The 23,522-nt window shown below is 65.3% G+C and carries 9 protein-coding genes; 1 reads left to right on the top strand and 8 read right to left on the bottom strand.

Annotation, left to right across the window (positions count from 1 at the left end; genetic code table 11):
• Window positions 1-79: 79 nt before the first annotated feature.
• The 8 genes from ACZK4H_RS00565 to glnA form a co-directional block, all read right to left on the bottom strand.
• Window positions 80-403, bottom strand: a complete 324-nt coding sequence (locus ACZK4H_RS00565; protein WP_142807956.1) for a hypothetical protein — start codon at window positions 401-403, stop codon at window positions 80-82.
• A gap of 339 nt (window positions 404-742) precedes the next feature.
• On the bottom strand, window positions 743-1,018 hold the full coding sequence (locus ACZK4H_RS00560; protein WP_158230201.1) for a DUF596 domain-containing protein: 276 nt from the start codon (window positions 1,016-1,018) through the stop codon (window positions 743-745).
• 338 nt (window positions 1,019-1,356) lie between these two features.
• Window positions 1,357-1,701, bottom strand: a complete 345-nt coding sequence (locus ACZK4H_RS00555; RefSeq protein WP_099551608.1) for a DUF596 domain-containing protein — start codon at window positions 1,699-1,701, stop codon at window positions 1,357-1,359.
• The gene (locus ACZK4H_RS00550; protein ID WP_158230202.1) at window positions 1,698-16,778 is read right to left on the bottom strand and encodes a hemagglutinin repeat-containing protein; all 15,081 of its coding nucleotides are present in this window, start codon (window positions 16,776-16,778) and stop codon (window positions 1,698-1,700) included. Before ACZK4H_RS00550 ends, ACZK4H_RS00555 begins: the two co-directional genes overlap by 4 nt.
• A gap of 106 nt (window positions 16,779-16,884) precedes the next feature.
• A complete protein-coding gene (locus tag ACZK4H_RS00545; protein WP_099551609.1) occupies window positions 16,885-18,609 on the bottom strand; it encodes a ShlB/FhaC/HecB family hemolysin secretion/activation protein in 1,725 nt (574 codons plus the stop codon).
• Window positions 18,610-18,913: 304 nt separating this feature from the next.
• The gene (locus ACZK4H_RS00540; RefSeq protein ID WP_099551610.1) at window positions 18,914-20,344 is read right to left on the bottom strand and encodes an ammonium transporter; all 1,431 of its coding nucleotides are present in this window, start codon (window positions 20,342-20,344) and stop codon (window positions 18,914-18,916) included.
• Between the two features lie 21 nt (window positions 20,345-20,365).
• Entirely contained in the window at window positions 20,366-20,704 is a 339-nt protein-coding gene (locus tag ACZK4H_RS00535; RefSeq protein WP_004134334.1) for a P-II family nitrogen regulator, read from the bottom strand.
• A gap of 323 nt (window positions 20,705-21,027) precedes the next feature.
• Window positions 21,028-22,437 carry a type I glutamate--ammonia ligase gene (glnA, locus tag ACZK4H_RS00530; RefSeq protein ID WP_004153533.1) on the bottom strand — a complete coding sequence of 470 codons (1,410 nt, stop codon included), beginning with the start codon at window positions 22,435-22,437 and terminating at the stop codon, window positions 21,028-21,030.
• A gap of 224 nt (window positions 22,438-22,661) precedes the next feature.
• On the opposite strand from glnA, the gene ACZK4H_RS00525 reads away from it, so the two are divergent.
• Window positions 22,662-23,456 (top strand): undecaprenyl-diphosphate phosphatase, encoded by a 795-nt coding sequence (locus tag ACZK4H_RS00525; RefSeq protein ID WP_099551611.1) that lies wholly within the window; start codon window positions 22,662-22,664, stop codon window positions 23,454-23,456.
• Window positions 23,457-23,522: the final 66 nt, after the last annotated feature.

The raw sequence follows: 23,522 nt of genomic DNA, 5'->3' as shown, positions 1-23,522 counted from the left end.
GCGGCGCCATCGTCAAAGGTCTTATGCTACGGCAGAGCGTTCTCATCCGCGTACAGGGCATTCGGACGTAATGATCCCTCTACCCGCTGAGCTCACCCATGAACTCCGCAATCAACATCCGATCAGAATCATTCTTCCCCACTCGATCCAGAACTGGACCAAGATGGTAGGCGAGAAGGTCACGATAGGCACCGGCCTCTGGAATAAAAGCATCAAGACAACTCAAGAAGGACCTTACCGACATGAACGAAAGAAAGACCTCGTAGGGATATGAGCTCGCATAAGGAACAGCCTGCAAATAGTAGTTGGCCAACTTTTTCTGCTCTGCCCTGGGCCAGGAACGGCACTTCATCAGAACAAATGCATCCCGATAATTGTCCGACCTCAAGGCGGCGTAGTTCATCAACCACTCCGATGCGGCCGCAGCGTCCATTGCAGAGATCTCGCCGCAGAGCTTTCTAATTCTTTCATCCATAGATCTGCAGCCGACCTGATGATTGCTTCGTTGTAGATTGCTTCATTCGCCGACTTCGGCATCAACTGCTATTTGTGCCCCTTCCTCTGCGAGGGCTCCCAACAGCGCATGTGGATAGTAATCATCCTTCGACAGTAGATACATATATCACCCGGCGACTTCGATCACCGAGGCATTGCGATACGGAATCTCGAAAAATTACTCACGAGAGAGGACTTCAGCTTCAAAAAGCCATCCCCGCTTCATCCGATGAATTCCACACTCAAATCAGGTCCAGACGTCTCCCTCAGGCGCGGTCCAAACCAATCCAAACGGTGCATCCGTAAGAAACCAGAATCCATCCTCATCGAGATCTTCCTGATCTCTTGTAGCAGGCCAAGCGTGACGCAAAACATCCAGTTGCGCATCGATATCGCCATCGGCGAAGACACCATCCGAGGCAAGCTTCAGCTTCCCTTCCTGCATCAACATCCTAAGCATCGAGAAGAACTCTTCCGTCTGCTGCTCAAAAGCGACACTCCCCGCATCAAACTCCATGTTCATATTTCTCCATAGAACTCCCATGGAGTAGCCATAAGAGTAATGAAGAACATTCCTGATTACGCCAGACATTTCTTGGATCTGCTGGGGGTGATGCCTCTGACCTATCGATTGCTCCAATTGAATAGCGAGGCCAATGCTTCCATTGAAAGCTGATTCAAACTTGGATGACAGGCGACCATTTTCTTCATATCCGAGAATAGATCATCCCACCCCTGCAGTTCACGGCAAGTACTGAGCGCAAAACACTTCTCAAGCAAGCTTCATCAAAGCTCGGTGTCGTTACAAGCCCTGACCCATTCGTCAGGATCATCGTGGCGCCACCGACATGAATCGGACTACTACGTCCAGTGTTCACGGCCATCTGCGCCGATCCAAACCAGACCCGCCGGAGCATCGGTCAAGAACCAGAGGCCGAATCCATCGATATCATCTTCACCAGGATTTTCGGGCCAAGCGTTTGAGATTAGCGTCAGCTGCTCCCTCCAGTCGCCTTGCAAGAACACCCCGTCCGTTGCAAGCCTCACTTTCCCTTCCCTCAACAAACGACCCATCAACTCGAAGAACGCGTCTTTTCTTTCTGAGATCCCAACACCTCCCATTTCCATCGTCATGTGCTGCCAGACGGTACCCATTGATAACCCAAACGAAGAAATCACCACTGCACAATAAATCCCATCTTTCATTTGAACTTCACCTCTACTCGCTTTCCATTATTTATGGATTTATCCTGCACATCAATTGTCCAACTCGCACCAGTCTTCTGCGCGCTCGTTGAAAAATCTCTAAGAGTTATCTTTGCACCAGAGCTCGTGGTTGCCGTATAAAGAAGACCCTTTCCAGGTACGACCTTCGCGACAGGCATGCGATCAGTTCCAGTCAGCTGTCTGAAATACAGCATGACATCGGATGTGCTTGCACCAATATAAACCGGAGCACCCGTACTGACTTGAGCATCGGCCTTCAAGACCTTTGAACCAAGATTCAGCTGAAAATCCTTAGGATCCAATGACTTGCTATTGTATTGGTGTGCGAGGTCATCAATTCGCTTTTGCGAGTACGCCTGAAGAACGGATTCAGGTTGTTTGAGAGACAAATCGGGCCCTGCCGGGCGACCTGCGATTCTCTCCAGTGCGGACTTCTCCGCATCCACTTGCGTCCCGCTTGAGGTATTCGGTGTCCCATCACTCCGTCCGCTCCCAAAGCCTCCGTTGCCGCCGACTATATTGACCATTCCATAGCGTCGTGCCAGCAACTGTGCCAGCCCAAGGCCTACTTCGCCTGCAGTCTCCTTGGACCACAGCCCATATTGATCGATGGAAGTGTCGACACCGGCGGTCCACTGCGCCAGCGCGGCCACCGTATATTCCTGAGGCAGGATATAGACGGGCTGGAGCCCCCCGTTCTCAAAAATCAGCTCGCGATAGGCACGTCCATTCATGGAGTGAGCGAACGAGGAAAGCGCCTCGCTGCTACGGCCGAGATCATCGAACAGTCCAAGCTCTCCGGGCCACGAGCCATACTTGTAGGAAACGGCCGCATTCACAAACGCCTGACACGCAGGGCTCGCCGAGTTCGCTGTACAAACCGAGAGCAGCTCATAGTCCATTCGCTCCGACAGTTGCTTGGCAACGTCACGCACCATCTTCTGACATGACGTGTCGCTGCCGCACTCGTCGAGTTGCTGCTTCATTACTCGAGCCTGATCCTCGGCAAGGAAGTTGTTCTCAACCGAGTTCTTGGCAATCCCCGCATTCAACGCGATCCCAGCCAGATCCTGCCCCGACAGGCCACCCGCCAGTGCACCCACCGCCTGCGACAGCGCCAGCACCATCTCCTTCTGTTCCGGGCTCAGCCTGGAAGGATCGCCCCCGGTCAACGTATCGGTCAGCACCTTCGCTGCCAACTCGCCGCCGGCCGCCGATACGGCACCGGTCCCCGCATTGCCACCATTGGCTTCGGCCAGCAGCGCACCCAGCACCGCATGCGACAGCAATTGCAGCGTTGCGTTCGGGTCACTGCCATGGTTCGGGTCAAGCGTGCTGCCGATGAAGTAGGCGGCATATGGCGCCAGTGCATTGGAGGCGACCTGACCAGCACCTTGTCCCGCTGCGCCTCCCACAAGGGCGGTCGTCACTGCGTTCAATGCGCGGTTGTATTCACCGCCCGTGCCCCACTTCTTGGCATTTTCGTAGGCCGGGCTGTTTGCCGTCAGCACCGCATCGCGTTGTTCCGCGCTTAGCGCGTTGAATTCGTTCTTCTGTTCCGGCGACAGGCCGTCGTAGTACGCCTGGGTCGCCTTGTTGCTCTGATAGGCCTGCACATCCACTGAGACCTGCTTGCTGGTGGCAAGCACCGTGCTGGCTGCGTTCGCCATTGCCTGCTGGTCAGCCAGCAGTTTGTTCGCATCAGGCATCGCTTCCAGCGCGCGGTGTGCAGCGGCTGCATCGGTGTTGACGCCCAGCTCGGCCGCGGTGGTCTTCCTGCCGCCGATGGTGATGTTGCCCTCGGTCAGCGTCGCACGCGTGCTGGAGCTGTCGCTGCCGCTCTCATGCATGGGCAGCCCACCACCTATCGAGACACCCGTCGGCCGCCCCAACTCGCCGGTCACGATGCTCGTGCCAATGCCCTTCAGCTGCTCGCCGGCCCCCACGCCCTTGCCGGCCGGTCCCTTGCCCCCGTTACCGAAGCCACCACTGATGCTGCCCGAGCTGGCCTTGTAGTCCATATGGTTCTGCAGGTCGGTGAACGTCAGCGAATCAGCAGTCAGTTCACTGTTGCCCGCATTCGTGCTGGCGATCGCGCCGCCTACCAGGTTCACCTGGCCGGCATCAACGTGATAACCGCCATCACCTGCGAACAGGCCACTCTGCTGGCCGACGCCCTGATAGCTGCCGTTGGCCTTGCCTCCGCTGGCGTAGCCGTCGGCGTTCCACGCGGTGCCGAACGACACCTGCACGCGGCCACCCACCTGGCTGTTCTTGGACATGCTCTCGGCGATGTCCTGCAGCGATTCGATGGTCAGCGTGCCACCGGTCTTGACGTCGATGCGGTCGGCGGTGGCGGTCGCGCCGCGGAGGGTGGTATCGCCCTCGGCCTTCATCGAGATGTTCTTGCCGGTCAGCGTGGTGTTCTGCCAGGTGCTGCTCTCGGCATTGGACTTGCTGCTGCCCACACTCGCTTCGGCGTAGACATACACACCGGTCTGCGCACCCACCGCAACGCCCACGCCGACTTCGGCGCCGGCATTGCTGCTCTTGCTACGGTCGGCCACATGCGCCTTGCCGGCTTCCAGCAGGATGTCACCGGCCGAATCCAGACTGAGCGTGTTGCCCGCGCTCAGATTGCCTTGCACCACGTGGATGTCGCCAGCGGTACTGGTCAGGTTGACGTTTCCACCGCCCTGGATGGTGGAGCCGCGCGAGACCTGGCTGCTGCCATCGGCACTGCTGCTGGAGGTCTTGAAACCGACGCCGGCCTCGGCACTGAGGAGTGCCCCGCCTCCGCCCTTGCCGGCCATGCTGGAGATGGCACTGGCGGCCTGATAGGCATTGGCACCAGCGGCAAGGCCCTGCATCTTCTGCAGGCGGTCGTCGGACTTGCGGGCGGCATCGACATTGTTGAGCAGATCGATCAACGGCGACTTCACCCGCGCGAAGGCACCGATCTTCAGGTCCTTGTCGCTCTGCGAGTAGTGGCCACTTTCGTCGGCGGTCAGCAGCTCGATCTCGGCAGCGGTGATGTTCACGTCCTTGGCCGCCACCACATTGCTGGCACTCTGCGTGTACTTGCCACCGGCGGTGAGGTTGACGTTGCCGCCGAGACTGCCAACGGTGCTGGCCACCTGCGAGACCTGCGCGCTGTCATCGCGATGCTGCTCGCGATGCCAGCCGGAGAACTTCTCGGTATCGGAGATCTGCACGGTGCCGATCGCCTTGCTGTCTGAGCGGTTGGCATTGCTGACCGTGTCCTGCCCGCTACGGATCGTCAGGTCGCCCGCAGCGCGGATGTTGACGTCCTTCTCTGCGGCGATGTTGGCGGCGGTCAGGCGGATGTCACCCTCGGTGGTGGCCATGCGCACGCCGCCCCCAACCGACAGCTGGGTACCGGTGATGGTGTCGCTCTGTCCGACGCCATCGCTGCGTGAGTTGTTGGTGCCGAACGGCAGGCCTGCCGAGTTGGTGGCGATACCCCAACCCTTGCCACGGCTGTCGCTTTCACTGCGCTCTGTGTTGTGCGCGACATCGAAGACGATGTCCTTGGTGGCCAGCAGGACAGCATTGCCCTCGGCCGTCATCTGCGCACCCTGGCTGGTGATCGAGCCGCCGTTGGCGATCAGCGAGAGATTTCCGCCTGCATTGAGGTTGCTGACCCGGGCCTCACTGGTGGAGTGGCTCTGGTTGCTGTTCGAGCGCTGGCTGCCGGCGGTGATTGCCGGCAGCACGGCCGCCGACACGCCAGCCGCTACGCCTTCAGCGGTACGCGTGATCCGGCCCATCATCGTGCCGCTGTCGGCCATGCCTTCGGTGGCGTTGTCGCGTGCGGTGCGGTACGCCTTGGCTGGGTCGTAGGTGACGCCCACCGAGAAGCCGCTGGATTTGCTCGACTGACTGGACTGGGTATCCACCGTATCCTGGCGCGCAATCAGGTTGATGTCCTTGCCAACCAGGGTCAGATCCTTGCCTGCGGCCACGTCGGACGCCGCGATCGTCAGCTGGTTGCCGGCGTTGATCAGCACGTTGCCTTCGCGCGAAGCGATCGCAGAGCCGACCTGGGTGGTCGACTGCTCGGCAGAACTGCTGCTGTTCTTCGAACTGCCATAGCCGATCGAAGCGGTTCCATTGGAGAAGCCACCGGTGAAGCCGGACTTCTTCCTGCTTTCGCTGGACTCGCTGCTGTGATGGTCTTCCGCAGAAGTGATCAGCACATTGTTGCCCGCACCGAGGACCACTGCGCCGGTGGCATCAACCACCGCGCCTACGGCGGTCAGATCGCGGCCGGCGGTGACGCTCACGCTCTCGCCCATCAAGCCGGTGCCAATCGCATAGCTGTCACTGCTCTCGGCGTGGCGGGTGGTGGTGGTGCTCGACAGGGTTTTCTTTTTCTTGTCGTAGCTGTCCAGACTGAAGTCATGCGTTTCGCTGGCCGAGAGCAGGTTGACGTCGCGTCCGGCCGCCACGCTCAGCGTGCCATCCGAGCTGGCGACCTGGGTTGCAGTCAGATTGATATCGCGGTTCGCCCTCAGCACTACATTGTCGCCAGCCTGCAACTGGCTGCCGCGCACGGTCTCATCGCTCTGGCTGATCTGCAGCGAGCTGCGCTTGCCACCGGCACTGAAATCACTGCTGCGGCTGTCCACCAGCACCTGGCTGTTGATGTCACCACCGGCCTGCAGGGCCATGCCGCCATCGGCCTTGATGCGGGTTGCGGCCAGGTTGATGTCCTTGCCCGCGGCCAGCACCACATCGCCCGCGCCTTCAATCGAAGACACCGCGTGCGTGGTCTGGCTGTTGCTGGTGTGGTTGCGGCTGTCGTGGTTCAGCGCACTGCTCTGGCCCAGCGTCTGCGCGCCGAGGTCGATGTTGCCACCGGCAGCCAGCTGGGTGATGCCATTCTTGCCGGCATTGCGGATCTCCGCCGCCTTCAGGCCGATGTCACCGCCGGCCACCACCGACAGCACGCCTTCGCCACCAGGATTGGTGACATACAGGCCCGCCACGCGATCCAGCGTGGTCTTCTGCTGCGACAGGCGATCGCCCTGGTCCTTCCATTCCGTGGTGGTCGAGGCCACGGTGATGTTGCCGCCGGCCTTCAGTGCGAGCGCATCGGTGGCCTTGACGGTACTGCCGATGATGTCGATGTCCTGCCGCGCCGACAGGCCCACCTGGGCACCGCTGATCTGGCCGCCGGCCAGGTTGCGGATGTTGCCGGCATCGATGCTGACCAGCTGGCGACCGGCAATCGTGCCGCTGTTGACGAGGTCACCGCGCAGCTTGACGTCCACCTCCGCGCCGGCCAGCAATGCGCCATCGTTGCCGAGGTCGCCCGGCATCACCCGTAGGTAGACCTGCGGGACCAGCGCACGGACCACCGAGCCATCGGCCAGGGTGACGTCCTTTTCCACCAGCCAGACAATGTCGCTGGTCAGCCGTGCCATCTGCTCGGCGGTGAGCGCCACGCCCGGTCGCAGGCCCCATTCGCTTGCGACCGTGGCACCGGCCTCCAGCAGCGCGCGGTACTGCTCCTCGTCGCTGGCATGGCCGGTAAGGAAGCGGCGGCCGGTGAGCTCGCCGATCTGCTCGCGTACCAGCTTCTGCTCATAGAAGCCGTCACCCAGGCGCTTCTGCGTCTGCGAGGGCTCAAAGCCCGCGCGCTGCAGCAGGTAATCCGAGCTGAGCCAATCGCGGTAGCTGGCAAAACGCGGATCGGTTTCCACGATGTGATTGCCACGGTTGGCGTCCACGTTGAACAGGCTGGCCGTGGGCGCACTGGCATTCGGGCTGGTGGTGACCACCACGCGCGGGTCGGTACTGGTGGTCGTCGTGGCCTGCTTGCCCGCCACCGCGGTGTTGCCACCACTGCCGGCGTGCTCACCGGCACGGACCGTGGCCGGGCCATTGGCGTTGGCCTGCCCGGCCTGCGCCGCCGTGATGTCCTGCGCGGTGCCGGCACCGGTGCCGGCGTTGCCGGCCTGACCGGGCCCCTGTGCGCCTGCCGCATCTGCGCGCACGCCATCGGCCTGGGCGACCGCCTGCTGATGGCCGCCACTGGCCCCCTGTGCCGCACCGGCCGTGCCCGGTCCCCGCGCATCCACGCTGTCCGCACCCTGGCCGCTGCTCTGGCCAGGCCCCTGCACGTTGCCGGCCCCCGGACCGACCGCGCCTGTGCCGTGGCCAGCGGTATCCAACTGCGCCGTGCCCTTGCCGCCACCGGCGTTGGGATTGCTGCCACCGGTGTTGTCGTTGCGCAGGTTGCCGACATCGATGGTGAGCTTGCCGCCGGCCGTTATCGACGAACCCAGCGCACCGGTCTTCTCGGTGATGGGGGCCGCCTTCCAGCGGCTGGACGAGCCACCGTAGGTGATGGACACGTTGTCGAACGTGCTGGTGCGGGTCAGCTGCTCGGCTGCATTGATCACCTCGGAGCGGTCACGGTTCAGGCCGACAATGGCCAGGTCGCGGCCCGCGGCGATGTTGGCGAAACGGTTCTCCAGCCGATCGGTGCTGATCCGCATGTTGCCGCCGGCATTGATCACCGCATTGTTGCCTGCCGATACCACCACGTCTTCCACGGTGGTACGGGTAGCGATGCGGGTCTTCTCGTTGCCGCTGGTGTCCTGCGGGTGGCGCTGCATGTTGATCAGCGTCGATTCCGGGTTGTCGTAGTCCGGATAGGTGATGATCTGCACGCAGGTGGTGGTGCAGGTGCCGTAGGCGTTGTTGTACCTGAGGGTGTCGGTCACGTACTCGATCGGCGGCGAACCGGCCCCGCGGACGGACAGGTCGCGGAAGGGATCTTCCGCCCCCGCACCGAGCTGATCGGGATTGTTGCGGTTGTCGGCACGGCCAACGTAGTAGACCGTGACCGTACCGTCCTGCACGTTCAGGCGTTCGCGCGACGCGCGCGCGCCGTACGCGCCACCGCGGGCGAAGGCGTAGGCACTGGTGTTGCTGGTCAGCCGGATGACCGCCTTGCGGATCTGCTGGCCATCCGGGGTGACATAGGGGGTGTCTTCGAGGATGTCGGACGGATCGAGGTAGTAGATCTCGTACGGCTGGTAGTTCGACGTTGCGCGGAAATCACGGTTGTTGTTGGTGGCGTTCTTGAACCAGCCAGGCTGCTCCAGCCGGACCGGCGCATGCACGGTGGTGACCTTCTCCACGACCACGTTCTCGCGGATGTTGTTCACCGCCAGTGCGGACAGGTCCAGGTTGCCGCTGACCTCGATGGTGGAGCCGATGTTGTCCACCCGCTGCGCGCTGCCGACCGCGGCCAGCCCGTTCAGCGCCCCGCCGATGGCGGCGTCGCCATCACTGAAGATCAGGCTCTTGCCGCTGTTGGTCAGCGTGCCGACGCCCAGGTCCAGACGCTGGCGCGCGGCGATGGTGCCTGCACGGTCCACGCCGCCGATGTTGGCGGCGAGGTTGTTGAGCGAGCCCGCCTGGATGGCGACACGGTCACCGTAGATGCGGCCGCTGCCGATGTTGTCGACGCTCGCTGCGGTGATGTGGGTGACGTTGCCGTCCAGCAGGCCGTAGTTGACCAGTGCGCCCCCCGCTGCCAGGCGGGTCAGGCCGATGCTGCTGATCTCGCCAGTGGAAGCGTTGGTGATGTTGCCGGCATTGATGTTGACGTTGGCACCCGCCAGCTTGCCGCTGTTGTCCAGGTTGCCCTGGATGGACAGGCTCAGTGTGCCGTTGGCCACCATTTCGCCACGGTTGGTGTGGCTCTGGCCCAGCTCCAGGGTCATGTCACCCTGCGACATCAGCCGGCCATCACCGATGATCTCGCGGGTGCGGAGCGTCTGCTGCCTGCCGGCCACCAGGGTGCCACCGCTGTTGACCAGGGTATCGGCGCGGACATCGGAGGTCAGCGCCGCCGACACCTGGCCACCGCTGTTGTCCAGGCGCTGGTTCACCTGCAGCAGCAGGTTGTCGGCAATCACCTGGCCGTTCTGGTTGTCCAGGTTGCCGGTGGTCACCTGCAGGTTCTTGCCCTGCAAGCCCAGCGCAGGGCCATTGGCCTGGCTGAGCGTATTGCGGTTGTCGATGTAACCGGCCTGCAGGTCGAGGCGGCCGGTTGCCGCCACCAGGCCGCCACTGTTGAGCAGGGCGCCCTGCAAACCGATGTCGGCATTGCCACCGGCGGTCACGCTGCCACCGCTGTTGGCCAGCTGCTGCGCGCGCAGCAGCAGGTCGGCTGCACTCACCAGCGAGCCGCCGCCACTGTTGTCGATGTTGACGGCCTGCACGTCGGCGCCGGCCTTGGCGAACACCGAGCCACCTCGATTGTCCAGATCGCCACTGCGGATCTGCAGCGTGCCACTGCTGACGATGCCGTTGCCATTGGAAGCGGCATTGGTCAGCCGCTGTCCGGAGGTGTCGATGCTGAGCGCTGCCGCCGACTGCAGCAGGCCACCGGTGTTGTCCAGCGCACCACTGCGCAGCGCTGCATTTCCGGAAAGACTGGCAATGATGCCGCTGCGGTTGTCCAGCGCCTGGCCGCGGGTATCCAGCTGCAGGTCGTTGGCGATGATTCGGCCACTGGTGTTGTTCAGGCCGCCGGCCGAGACCTGCAGGTGCTTGCCGGCCTGGACCAGGCCGCCGCCATTGCGCAGCAGATCGGTGCTGGTCAGCTGCAGATCCTGCCCCGCAGCCACGGTACCGCCGCTGTTGTTGATGGCCTGTGCCTCGGCCAGCAGCGCGCCCCCCGCAGACAGGGTGCCCTTGTCGCTGTTGTCGAGCAGGCCGTCCACGCGCACGGTCAGCGCGCTGTTGCCATCGCTGTGCACGGTGCCGCCGCGATTGTCGAGCGTGCCGGCGCTGAGGCCTGCGTCGCCCGTGGTCAGGATGCGACCCCCGCGATTCTCCAGCGCATGGGTGATCGCCAGGGTGCTGCTGCCGCTGCCGGCGGCCTGGAGGGTACCCAGATTGTTGATCAGCTGCGCGCTGCGCAGATCCAGCGAGCCGTTGCCGGCCAGCGTGCCCCCGCTGTTGTCCAGCCGGTCGCGCGCGGACACCTTCAACGTATCGGTGCCGGAGGCGATGATCGATCCGCCCGCGTTGAGCAGCGTGCCGGTATCCACGGCGATGCGGGCCGCGGCCAGCGTGCCGTCGCGCAGGTCGGTGGTTTCGCCGGTCAGCTGCAGGGCGCCATTGCTGAGCAGCTTGCCGCCCTGGCCATTCACGGTGTGCGCGTTGATCGCCAGCGTGCCGGTGCCGGCCTGCTGCACGGTACCGCCGGCATTGCCGAACAGTGCGCTGGTCAGGGTCAGGTCGCCATTGCTGGCGATCAGGCCGTTGCCGCCGTTATCCAGCGAGGTGGTGGCCTGCACGGTGCTGGCCTGCGTGCCCGTCGCCAGCAGCTTGCCGTTCTGGTTGTCGAAGCGGTCGGCGTTGACGGTGAAGTGATCGGCATTGAGCGTGGCACCGCGATGGTCCACGCTCACCGCATCCAGCTGCAATGCGCCTGCCGTGGCGATGCTGCCGCCGGCCCCGTCCAGCTGGGTAGCCTTCACGGTCAGCGTACCCTTGCCGGCATGGACGATGCTGCCTGCGGCATTGACCAGCTGCGCGGCGTCCAGGCGCAGGTTGCCAGCATTGCTGGCGAGGGTGCCACCGCCGTTGTTGAAGCGGCCCGTGACCGTGATCCGGCTGTCGGAGGTCCCTGCCGAACTCAAGGTGCCGCCTGCGTTCGACAGCGAACCGGCGTTGATCTGCTGTGCGCCGTTGGCGGCGATGGTGCCGCCGTCATTGCCGAGCGCACCGCGCACCTGCAGCGACATCGCCTGGTTGCCGGTGGCGTTCAGCGTACCGGCCGTGTTGTCCAGCTGGCCGGCCTCGATGCTGACCTGCTGCGCGGCGGTGGTGCCTGCGCTGAGATCCAGGGTCTCGCCCTTCAGCTGCAGCTCGCCGTTGCTGACGATGCGGCCGGCGTGGCCCTGCAGCGTGGTGGCATCGATCTGCAGCAGGCCGTCACCGGCCTGCTCGATGCTGCCGCTGCGGTTGTCCAGCGAAGCCGCCGCAACCTGCATGCCCGCGCCGCTGGCGATGACGCCCTTGTTGCTGTTGTCGAGCAGGCCATCGGCCTTGACCACCAGCCGTGCGGCGCTGTGCAGCGTGCCACCCTGGTTGTCGATGCTGCCGGAGCTGATGCCAAGCCCACCGTTGGCCAGGATGCGGCCGCCGCGGTTGTTGATGTCCTGGCCGATGATCAGCTGGCTCGCCGCTGTACCCGCCGACTGCAGCGTGCCGCCCGCGTTGACCAGCGCGGCACTGCGCAGGTCCAGCCCGCCATTGCTGGACACGGTACCGCCGCTGTTGTCGATGCGTTCGCGCGCGCTCAGCCGCAGCATGTCATTGCCGGTGGCGGTGAGCGTGCCGCCGGCGGTGATCAGCGAGCCGGTGTCGATCTCGATCCGCTTGGCGGAGGTGACACCCGCACGCAGGTCGGTGGTGGTGCCCTTGAGCAACAGGCTGCCATTGCTGACCAGCGTGCCGCCGGTGCCGTTGAGCGTGCCGGCGTCGATCGACAGCACGCCTTCACCGGCGTGCTGCACGGTGCCGCCGGCATTGCCGAACACCGCCGCCTGGATGCCAAGGTCGCCGTTGCTGGCCAGCAGGCCACCCTCGCCGTTGTCCAGCGTGCCGACCACGTTGATCGTGCTGCCCTCGGCACCGGTCGCGATGACCTTGCCGGCACGGTTGTCGAAGGACTGTGCGTCCAGTGCGATGCGCTCGGCCTGCAGGGTGGCTCCGCGATGGTCCACGCTGCCCGCCTGCAGGGTGATGCCGCCTGCGCTGGCGATGCTGCCACCCTGGCCGTCCAGTTGCCCGGTACGCAGCAGCAGGCCCTGGGTGCCGGCATGGCTGAGCGTGCCCTTCACGTTGGCCATGTGGCCGGCATCGATCTTCAGCGCGGCGCCGTTGCTGGCAAGCACGCCGTTGCTGTTGTCGAACAGGCCCGCTACGTGCAGCTCGGTAGTGGCGCTGCCTGCCGAACTGAGCGTGCCGCCACGGTTGGAGAGTTCGCCGGCTTCGATACGCTGCGCACCGTTGCTGGCGATGGTGCCCGCGTCGTTGGCCAAGCGGCCGCTTACCTGCAGTGCCAGCGTCCCGCTGCCGGTTGCGCGCAGCGCGCCTGCGCTGTTGTCCAGGCTGTCGGCCACGATATCGAGCTGCTCGGCCGCCACGCTGCCGCCGCGGAGATCCAATGACCCGCCCTGCAGTGACAGCGCGCGGGCGGCACCGATGCTGCCGCCCTGGCCCGACAGCGTTTGCGCCTCGATGCGCAGGTTGCCGTTGGCGGAGATCGCGCCGCTGCGGTTCTCCAGCTGCGCGGCGCGGATTGCGGACGCAGCATCACCGGCGGCAATCAACTTGCCATGGTCGTTGACGAAGCGGCCTGCGTGCACGTCGACCGCACCATTGCTGCCCAGCGTTCCGCCGGTATTGTCGAGCAGGCTGCGGGCCTGCAACTGGAGCGCCTGGGTGCCAAGCGCACTCAACTGGCCGCCGGCGGTGATCACGGTGTCGCCGTCGATGCTGATGCGCTGCGCGGTGGTGGTGCCGTTGCGCAGATCGAGGGTGTCGCCCTGCAGGTCCAGCGAACCGTTGCTGAGCAGGGTGCCACCGGCGCCGGTCAGGTCCTGCGTGGTGATGACCAGGCTGCCGGACCCGGCCTGCTGCACGGTTCCGCCAGCATTGCCGAAGGTACGCGCGTGGATATCCAGGTTGCCATTGCTGGCCAGGGTGCCGCCATTGCCGTTGTCCAGCGCGCCCTGCACGCGCAGCGTATTGCCACCGGTGCCGGTGGCGATGATGCGCCCGCCGCGGTTGTCGAACCCGGTCGCCGTGATGTCCAGCTGCGCGGCAGCCAGCGACGCACCCTGGTGATCGACCTCGGCCGCAGTAAGCTGCAGGGCACCGGCAGTGGCGATCTGCCCCTTTGCTCCGTCCAGGCGCCCGCTGTCGATGACCAGGCCGTCGCTGCCCGCATGGCTGAGGGTACCGCCGGCATTGACCAGCGCGCCGCTCTTCAGCTGCAGGTGGGCGGCATTGCTGGCGATGCTGCCGCCACTGTTGTCGAGCGTGCCGTCGACCCTGATCTGCGAAGCTGCCGTTCCCGCCGAACTGAGCGCACCGCCGCGGTTGGACAGCGCACCGGCCTGGATCTGCTGCGCGCCATTGGCGCTGATGCTGCCGCCGTCGTTGCGCAGCAGGCCCTGCACCTGCAGCTGCATCGCGTTGTTTCCCAGTGACAACAGGCTGCCGCCGCTGGTGTCCAGGCCGGTGGCCGTGATCTTCACGTCACGGGCGCGGGTGGTGCCCTTCTGCAGGTCCAGCTGCTGCCCACTCAACTGCAGCAGGCCATTGCTGGCGATGCTGCCAGCAGCTCCCTGCACGGTGGTCGCGTCGATCTGCAGCGTGCCGGTGCCGGCATGATCGATGCTGCCGCTCTCGTTCAGCAGGCCATCGGTCTTGATCTGCAGATCGCCATTGCCGGACAGCAGGCCGCGCTGGTTCTGCAGCCGCTGGCTGGCGTGGATGTGGCTGGTGCCGGTGCCTGCGGCGATCAGCTTGCCGCCGTCGTTGATGAGGATGCCGCTGTTGATGTCCAGCGCACCATTGGCGCCCACGGTCCCGCCGCTATTGTCCAGGGTGCGCGATACCTGCAGCTGCAGGGCATCGCCGCCGGTCGAGGTCAGCGTGCCGCCGGCGGTGGTCAGGTCGCCGGCGCGCACATCGATGCGCTGCGCGGCGGTGGTGCCATTGCGCAGGTTCAGGGTATCGCCGTGCAGCTGCAGGGTGCCGTTGCTGAGAACGGTGCCGCCCTGGCCCTGCAGGCTGGCGGTGGTGATGCGCAGGTTGCCGGTGCCCGCCTGCTGCACGGTGCCGCCGGCATTGCCGAAGTACGCTGCATCGATCTGCAGGTCGGCATTGCTGGCCAGCAGGCCACCGTCGCTGTTGTCCAGGTGATTGCGGACGTTGAGCGTGCTGGCCTGCAGCCCCGTGGACAGCACGCGGCCGCCGCGGTTGTCGAAGTCCTGTGCGCTCAGGCCCAGCTGGCGGGCGACCAGCTGCGCACCACGGTGGTCGGCGCGGCCCAGCTGCAGGTCTGCCGCGCCGGCGGTGGCGATGCTGCCCTGCACGCCATCCAGTACCTCCGCACGCAGCAGCAGGCCCTCGCTGCCGGCGTGGTTGATGCTGCCCCGGGTGTTGACCAGGGTACCGATGTCGAGGCCGAGCCGCGTGGCATTGCTGGAGATGCTGCCCTCGCTGTTGTCGAGCTGGCCGATCGTCCAGGTCGTCTCGGCGCTGCCACCGTGGGCAAGGCTGCCGCCGCGATTGATCGCCGACTGTGCCTTCAACTCGAAACCACGGGCGAAGGTCATGCGGCCGCCGCTGTTGTCCAGCTGTTGCACCTGCGCGCTGGCCGCGCCCTGGACCTGCAGGGTGCCACGCATGTTGCGCAGCGCTTCTCCCTGCACCTGCAGGGTGCTTGCACCCAGCGTGCCGTCGCTGTTGTCCAGGCTGTTGCGGGCGCTGAGCTGCAGGTCACCGCTGGCTTCAATGCGGCCGCCATCGTTGCCCAGCGTTCCTGCGATGTTGAGCACACCGGCCGCCAGCGGCGGAAGCGGCGTGACCGGCGGGGTGCCGCCGCCGGTGCCGGGAGTGCCAGTGCCCGGGGTGCCGGTACCTGGCGTACCCGTGCCTGGCGTACCCGTACCCGGCGGGGTGCCGGTGCCGCCGGTACCGGTGCCTGGCGAAACACTGGCCACGTTGCCGATGCGGCCCTGCAGGTTGCTGACGTCGGCCGCCTGCAGCTGCAGCGCCTGCGTTCCGAGCTGTTCGATGCTGCCGCCGCGGTTGCGCAGCGCATCGGCATTCACTTCGATGCGTCGCGCATTGAGCGTGCCGCCACTATTGTCGACATCTGCCGGGGTCTGCACGCGCAGCTCGCGCTCGGCACTGAGCGTGCCGGCATTGGAGATGCCCGCGCTGGCGTCGATGCGCAGGTCCTGCTGCGCATGCATCGCACCAGTGTTCTGCAGCCGGCCGTCGGCGGTGACCACCAGCTCGCCGGCCTGGGCACCGATCTTGCCGGCATTGCTTACGCCCACGCCATGTTCGTTGCCGACCAGCCAGATGCGGTTGGCATACATGCCGCCCAGCGCGCCCACATCCAGCGCGAAGGTGGGCGCGGCGGACGCAGGCTTCTGCTGCTGCACGCTGCTGTGGTCGGCACTGACCACGTTGCTGCCCAGGCTCGCCTGCAGCTGGTTGGCCCAGATGCCGGCATTGACCTGCAGCGAGCGGGTGATGATGTCGGTGTAGTCGGCGCGGCTGGTATCCAGGCCCGCGCCACCGACGCCGATGCTGCCACCTTCGACGCGATAGCCTTCCAGCACGCCATTGCTGACGATCGGCGTGCCGGTGGTCAGGGTCACCCGGCTGGCGTTGAGGAAGCCCGCGCCATTGACCTGGATCCCGGCCGGGTTGGCGATGACCACCTGCGCCCGCGCACCCGCGACCTCCACGTAGCCGTTGAGGTGGCTGGGGTTGCTGCTGTTGACCTCGTTGAGGATGACGCGCGCGGTACCGGTGGCCAGCCACGGATTGCCCTGCACCCAGCCACCCAGCTGGGTCTGCACGTCGCCGCGCGAGTTGTTGAGGATGACACCCTGCTGGCCGACGTCGAACTGCTGGTAGGTGTTGCGCGATACGCCACCGGCGCTGGGCGTGGTGATGTTCACCTGCGGCGTGCCGTTGGCCGAGGTGATCACCGTCGGGCGCTGGTTTGCCGGTGCGCCGGGGTCGGCGGCAATACGGCCAGGATCGGCCGGCGCCTGCTGCGCGGACAGCGGCTGCACCCATCCCACCCAGCCCAGCACCAGCCAGAGCGCGAAACTGATCGGCCGCAGGGTACCGACGGTGTTGCCGCCACGGTGGTCTACCCCGCCGTGCGCAGCGTTGACCAGCTCGGAGGCGACCTGCATGACGCCGAGCGTACGGTTGAAGACCAGACGGTAGACTTTGTTCACGGCGCTGATTCCTTTCGGTGCTGTTGGGTTGTATGCGCAGCAGGCTGCGCGGTACCGCATCGTGTGGGCCGCGCAGGGGACTGCGCAGGCCGGTCATGTGCAGGCGTCAGAACGAGACGCCCAGGTTCATTCCGAAGGTGGTGTAGGCGGTCTGGAAGCCGCGCGGCTTGGACAGCGGGCTGCCGACGAACGCATCCCAGTTGATGTGGGGGGTGCCACCGCGAAGCCCGAGGGCCGTACCGGTGAGCCGGTCGCCCAGCAATCGGGCCGTGGACGGGCCGGCGACACGCCCGTGATCAACGGCAACGTAGGCCTCCACGCCGCCGCCCAGGGGCACGCCCACTTCATTGCGCAGCAACCAGCCACGCTCACCGGTCAGCGACATTTCGCCATCAAAGCCACGCACGGTGTAGCGGCCACCAATGGAGAACCGGTCCTGCGGCACCAATGGCGAGCGGTTCCACTGCGCACGCCAGCTGCCGATGTAGCGCAGGCTCTGCTTGCCCCACTGCAGCGGCAGGACCAGCTGCGCGTCCGCGGTATAGATGCGGCCATGCGCCGTGCCTTCGCCAAACGCCTCTTCCGGCGCACGCAACGCGTTGAAGGCACCGGTACCCTTGCGGTACGCCAGGTTCACATCCAGCGTCGCCTTGCCGATGAAGTGCCGGTGGCCCAGGCCCAGTTCCCAGCCCGCCATGCGGCGGCGCTGCACTTCAATCTCGGTATCGTTGATGAAGTTGTCCGATTCGCGGTACCAGCCGCGCGCGTACATGCTGGTCTTGGCGCGCGCGTTGCGGAACAGCATGCGTGTCAGGCGCAGCTCGGCGTTGCGGCTGGAGCCACTGTAGACGTAGTTCTCGAACGCGCCGGCAACGGTCTGCTCATAGTCGAAGTTGCTGGCGTTGGCGCCCAGCAACCATCCGCCCAGCGGCACGCTGTAATGCACTGCCCAGCTGTCGGTGCCACGCTCGCTGCCGTTGAACACCGATTTGCCCACGTTGATGTAGAACAGGTCGCTGAGGCCGGCCGCGTTGTCCACCGACACCGTGGTGCCGGCCTGCATCTTGCCGGTGGACTGGCTGCCGGCATCGTCCAGGGTCAGGTTGACCCGTACCAGGCGCGCCTGCTGCCAGCTGATCACCAGATCGCTCTCGCCCGGCTTGGCCGCCGCGCCATCGGCCGGGGGCGCGACCTGGATGTCCACCTGCGCAGTCGGCACGCGCTGCAGGTTTTCCAGCGCCTGTTCGATGTCACGCAGGTTCAGTACTTCGCCGCGTGCCACCCGCACCGCGTTCCAGAGGGCGGGGGTACGCCCTTCGCCGTCGGCAAAGCGGATGGCATTGACGCGGCCCGGCACGACAGTGAGCGTCAGGATGCCGGTCTTCAGGTCCTGCGGGGCGGCCAGGATGCGGGTGGTGACGTAGCCGCGCTCGATGATCGCGTTCTGCACGCGCTTCATCACGATGTCCACGCCCGCCGTACCCAGGCAGCGCCCGGTGGCGGGATCGCTGCGGGGATCGGCTGCCGCCAGCGCCCAGCGGAAGCGGTCCGCTAGATCCCCCTGCAGCGCGATGGTGTTGATGGTGAAGCAGGGGAACTCTTCCACCGGCAGGTGGCCGAGGTCTTCGGTAGCCGGCTGCAGGCGGACATCCGGCGTGGACTCCTGCTGCTCACGCAGCGCGCGCTCGCGCTCCTGCTGCCGGAGCAGTTCCTGCTCCGGTGACACCGTCTGTGCCCATGCCGGCGCCTGGAGGCCAGTGATGGCCAATGCCACGCCCACGGACAACCGCCACTGCAACACCCGGCTGCGTACTTTACGTCCTTGTTCCACGATGCTTTTCCCTGCTGATGACTGCCAGACCGAAGAAGATGCGGCTGGAAGAGGCAGCACTGTAAGGGAATCGTGTGGCAGGAAAAAGCGCCAGAGAACCGCGCTGGCGCAAGCCTTCAAGGCAAAGTGTGATGTCCGACGGAGGGCATTCCGCCAGCGGGCAGCGCCCTGGATCTACACTGGAACCAGCAGAGCACCGCCAGTGCGTCGACTGATGCCGGTGGCACAAGGAAAACCTGTACCTGACGCCCGCCACTGCGTGCAGCGCAGCAGTGGCGGGGCGCCCTTGAAACCGTGAAACCGGTCAGGCCTCGTAAGCCGATTCACCATGCGAGGTGACATCCAGACCGGTGCGTTCGGCTTCCTCGGTCACGCGCAGGCCGACCACGCTGCGCACCACCAGCAGGATCAGCGTGGTCACCACCGCCGACCACACCACGGTGAGGCCGACGCTGACCACCTGCACCCACACCTGGTGGGCGATATCCAGACCGGCCTTGGTACCACCCAGCGACTGTGCACTGAACACACCGGTGAGAATCGCGCCGACGATGCCGCCGACACCATGCACACCGAACACGTCGGCAGTGTCGTCCACCTTCAGCAGGCGCTTGAGGCCGGTCACGCCCCAGACGCAGACCACGCCGGCGACGAAGCCGATGATGATCGCGCCGAGTGGGCCGACGGTGCCGCAGGCCGGGGTGATGCCGACCAGGCCGGCCACCGCGCCCGAGGCCGCGCCCAGTGCCGACGGCTTGCCCTTGCTGATTGCTTCCACCAGCGTCCAGCCGAGTACGGCCGCGGCAGTGGCCAGCACGGTGTTGAGGAAGGCCAGCGAGGCCACGGTATCGGCCGCCGCCGCCGAGCCGGCGTTGAAGCCGAACCAGCCCACCCACAGCAGCATTGCGCCGATATAGGTAAACGGCACGTTGTGCGGCTTCAGCGCGGTCTGGCCATAGCCCAGGCGCTTGCCGACGAACCACGCGGCAACCAGGCCTGCAACGCCTGCGTTGATGTGCACCACGGTACCGCCGGCGAAGTCGATGGCACCCAGCTCACCCAGGTAGCCGCCACCCCAGACGATGTGCGCCATCGGGATGTAGCTGAGGGTGAACCACAGAGCCGAGAACAGCAGCACCGCGCGGAACTTGATGCGTTCGGCGAAAGCACCGACGATCAGCGCGGTGGTGATGCCGGCAAAGGTCGACTGGAAGGCGACGAACAGATAGTCCGGCAGTCCCTTGATCGGCGTGTTGCCCACCGACTCGGGGGTGAAGCCCTTGAGGAAGGCGAACTCGGTGAACGAGCCGAAGAACGGGTTGCCTGCACTGAACACCGCGCTGTAGCCGTAGGCCACCCACAGCAGCAGCACCAGCGAGAACACCACCAGGATCTGGCTGAGCACCGACAGCACGTTCTTCGAGCGCACCAGCCCGCCGTAGAACAGGGCCAGGCCCGGCACCACCATCAACAGCACCAGCAGGGTGGAGGTGAGCATCCAGGCCACGTCGCCATGATCATAGGCGGCGGCCGCTTCGGCCACGGCCGGTGCAGCAGCTGCAGCCGCAGGGTCCTGCAGCGGTTCAACGGCCACGCTTTCGCTCGGCAGTGGCGACACCTGCGCCTGGGCGTGGGCATTGCCCGGCCAGGCACCGGCAGCCAGCGCGCTGAGCAGCATCAACAGGCACACGATATGGAACCGGGCTTGCCACCCGGTGAGAAGGCGCATCTTCATGGGGGAGTCTCCGGAAGGGGGTTACAGCGCGTCGGCACCGATTTCGCCGGTACGGATGCGGATGACCTGTTCGACGGCGGTGACGAAGATCTTGCCGTCACCGATCTTGCCGGTGCCTGCCGACGATTGGATCGCTTCGATCACCGCATCGGCACGCTCGTCGGTGACCACGGTTTCGATCTTGATCTTGGGCAGGAAGTCGACGACGTACTCGGCGCCGCGATACAGCTCGGTGTGGCCCTTCTGGCGGCCGAAGCCTTTCACTTCGGTCACGGTGATGCCCGACACGCCCGCGTCGGACAGGGCCTCGCGGACCTCGTCGAGCTTGAACGGCCGGATGATGGCGGAGATCAGTTTCATGCGCATGTCCCGAGGGTGGATGGGGCCAGCGCGCCAGCGCGCGTTGGCATCAGGCAACCAGCGGCCATCACGGTGATGGCCGTGGCAGTTGCACCGGACACGTACAGGACCGGGACGGCCGTGCCTCTCTCCTTGCACGACCGACGCGGGAGGGAGGGCGGCCCTGGTCGCGTATCCGGTCTTTCTCTTGCCCCTGGATCAGGGGTCAGAGCCCATTCGTAGACGAACGGGATCCGACCCCGATCTGACCGCGGCTCCCCAGCCGCGAAAACGGAAGCGATGGCGGCGGGTGGGAGGGGGAAGCCCACCGCCATCGCATCCGGTCAGCTCGCGTAGTACAGCTGGTACTCCAGCGGGTGGGTGGCCGCGCGGAACTTGGTCACTTCCTGCATCTTCAGCGCGATGTAGCCATCGATGAAGTCATCGCTCATCACGCCGCCGGCCTTCAGGAACTCGCGGTCCTTGTCCAGCGCTTCCAGGGCCTGGTCCAGCGAGGAGCAGACCTGCGGGATCAGCTTCTCTTCTTCCGGCGGCAGGTCGTACAGGTCCTTGTCGCTCGGTGCGCCCGGGTCGATCTGGTTCTTGATGCCGTCCAGGCCGGCCATCATCAGCGCGGTGAAGGTCAGGTAGCCGGACTGGATCGGATCCGGGAAGCGCATTTCAATGCGGCGTGCCTTCGGGTTGGACACCCACGGAATGCGGCACGAGGCCGAGCGGTTGCGGGCCGAATAGGCCAGCATCACCGGCGCTTCGTAGCCCGGCACCAGGCGCTTGTAGCTGTTGGTGCCCGAGTTGGCGAAGGCATTGATGGCCTTGGCATGCTTGAAGATGCCGCCGATGTACCACAGCGCCAGCTGGCTCAGGCCGCCGTAGCCGTCACCGGAGAACAGGTTGGTGCCGCCCTTGGACAGCGACTGGTGCACGTGCATGCCGCTGCCGTTGTCGCCGACGATCGGCTTGGGCATGAAGGTGACAGTCTTGCCGTTGCGGTGCGCGACGTTCTTGATCACGTACTTCATGCGCAGCAGTTCGTCGGCCTTCTGCACCAAGGTGCTGAACTTGGTGCCGATCTCGCACTGGCCGGCGGTGGCCACTTCGTGATGCTGCACTTCCACTTCGATGCCGACCTGTTCCAGGGTCTTGCACATCTCGGCGCGCAGGTCGTGCAGGGTGTCGGTCGGCGGGACGGGGAAGTAGCCGCCCTTCACGCCCGGACGGTAACCGCTGTTGGCGCCGTCGTACTTGGCGCCGCTGTTCCACGCCGCTTCTTCCGAGTCGACCTGGAAGAAGGTGTGGCCCATTTCATTGGCGAAGCGGACCGAGTCGAAGATGAAGAATTCCGGCTCCGGGCCGAAGAACGCGGTTTCGGCGATGCCAGAGGACTTCAGGTAGGCCTCGGCGCGCTTGGCGATGCCGCGCGGGCAGCGGCCGTACGGCTGCATGGTGGCCGGATCGAGGATGTCGCAGCTGATCACGATGGTCGGATCGGCGTAGAACGGGTCGACGTAGGCGCTGGCGGTATCCGGCAGCAGCACCATGTCCGATTCGGCGATGCCCTTCCAGCCGGCGATCGAGCTGCCATCGAACATCTTGCCTTCTTCGAACAACGACGGCTCGACGATGCTGACCGGGAAGGTCACATGCTGCTCGACGCCACGCATGTCGACAAAGCGCAGGTCGACGAACTCGATCTGGTTGTCCTTGATCAGCTTCTCAACGTTTTCCACGGACATCGGTACGACCTCGGATGGGGATGAATGCCTGCTGAGGTACAGCAACGACCGTGCCAACTTTTCGCTGACCGCAAGTCATTGATTTCAAAAAGGGCGCTCCTTGGCGGTGCAGAACGGCGCGCACCAAACGGGTGCACCCGGCACCAGACGCACCCGTTTGGTGCAGCAGGGATCGTCTATCCTCTCGACCTTCTTCCTTCCTGCCGCGCGTGCCCGCACCGTCCATGTCCGACCTGCTCTCCGCCCTGCTGCTGGGCATCCTCGAAGGCTTGACCGAATTCCTGCCGATCTCCAGCACCGGCCACCTGCTCATCGCCCAGCACTGGCTGGGCGCCCGTTCGGACTTCTTCAACATCGTCATCCAGGCCGGTGCGATCGTGGCGGTGGTGCTGGTGTTCCGCCAGCGCCTGCTGCAGCTGGCCACCGGCTTCAACCAGCGTGAGAACCGCGAGTACGTGTTCAAGCTGGGCGCCGCCTTCCTGGTCACTGCCGTGGTCGGCCTGGTGGTGCGCAAGGCCGGCTGGTCGCTGCCGGAGACGGTCAGCCCGGTGGCCTGGGCGCTGATCATCGGTGGCGTCTGGATGCTGCTGGTGGAGGCCTATACCGCGCGCCTGCCCGACCGCGACCAGGTGACCTGGACGGTGGCGATCGGCGTCGGCCTGGCGCAGGTGGTGGCCGGTGTGTTCCCCGGCACCTCGCGCTCGGCCTCGGCGATCTTCCTGGCCATGCTGCTGGGCCTGAGCCGCCGCGCGGCCGCCGCCGAGTTCGTGTTCCTGGTCGGCATTCCCACCATGTTCGCCGCCAGCGCCTACACCTTCCTGGAGATGGCCAGGGCCGGGCAGCTGGGCAGCGAAGACTGGACCGACGTGGGCGTGGCCTTCCTTGCCGCGGCCGTCACCGGCTTCGTCGTAGTGAAGTGGCTGATGGGCTACATCAAGTCGCACAGGTTCACGGCCTTCGCCATCTACCGCATCGCACTGGGCGCAGCACTGCTGCTGTGGTTGCCGTCCGGCAGCTGAACAGCGCCGGGGCACTGTAACCCCGTTGCCGGCCCCACCCCGTTTCCCCCACGGTTCCCCAAGGAG

This window comes from Stenotrophomonas sp. 78350_Sma, from assembly GCF_056482105.1.
This window is presented reverse-complemented; position numbering and strand designations above follow the sequence as displayed.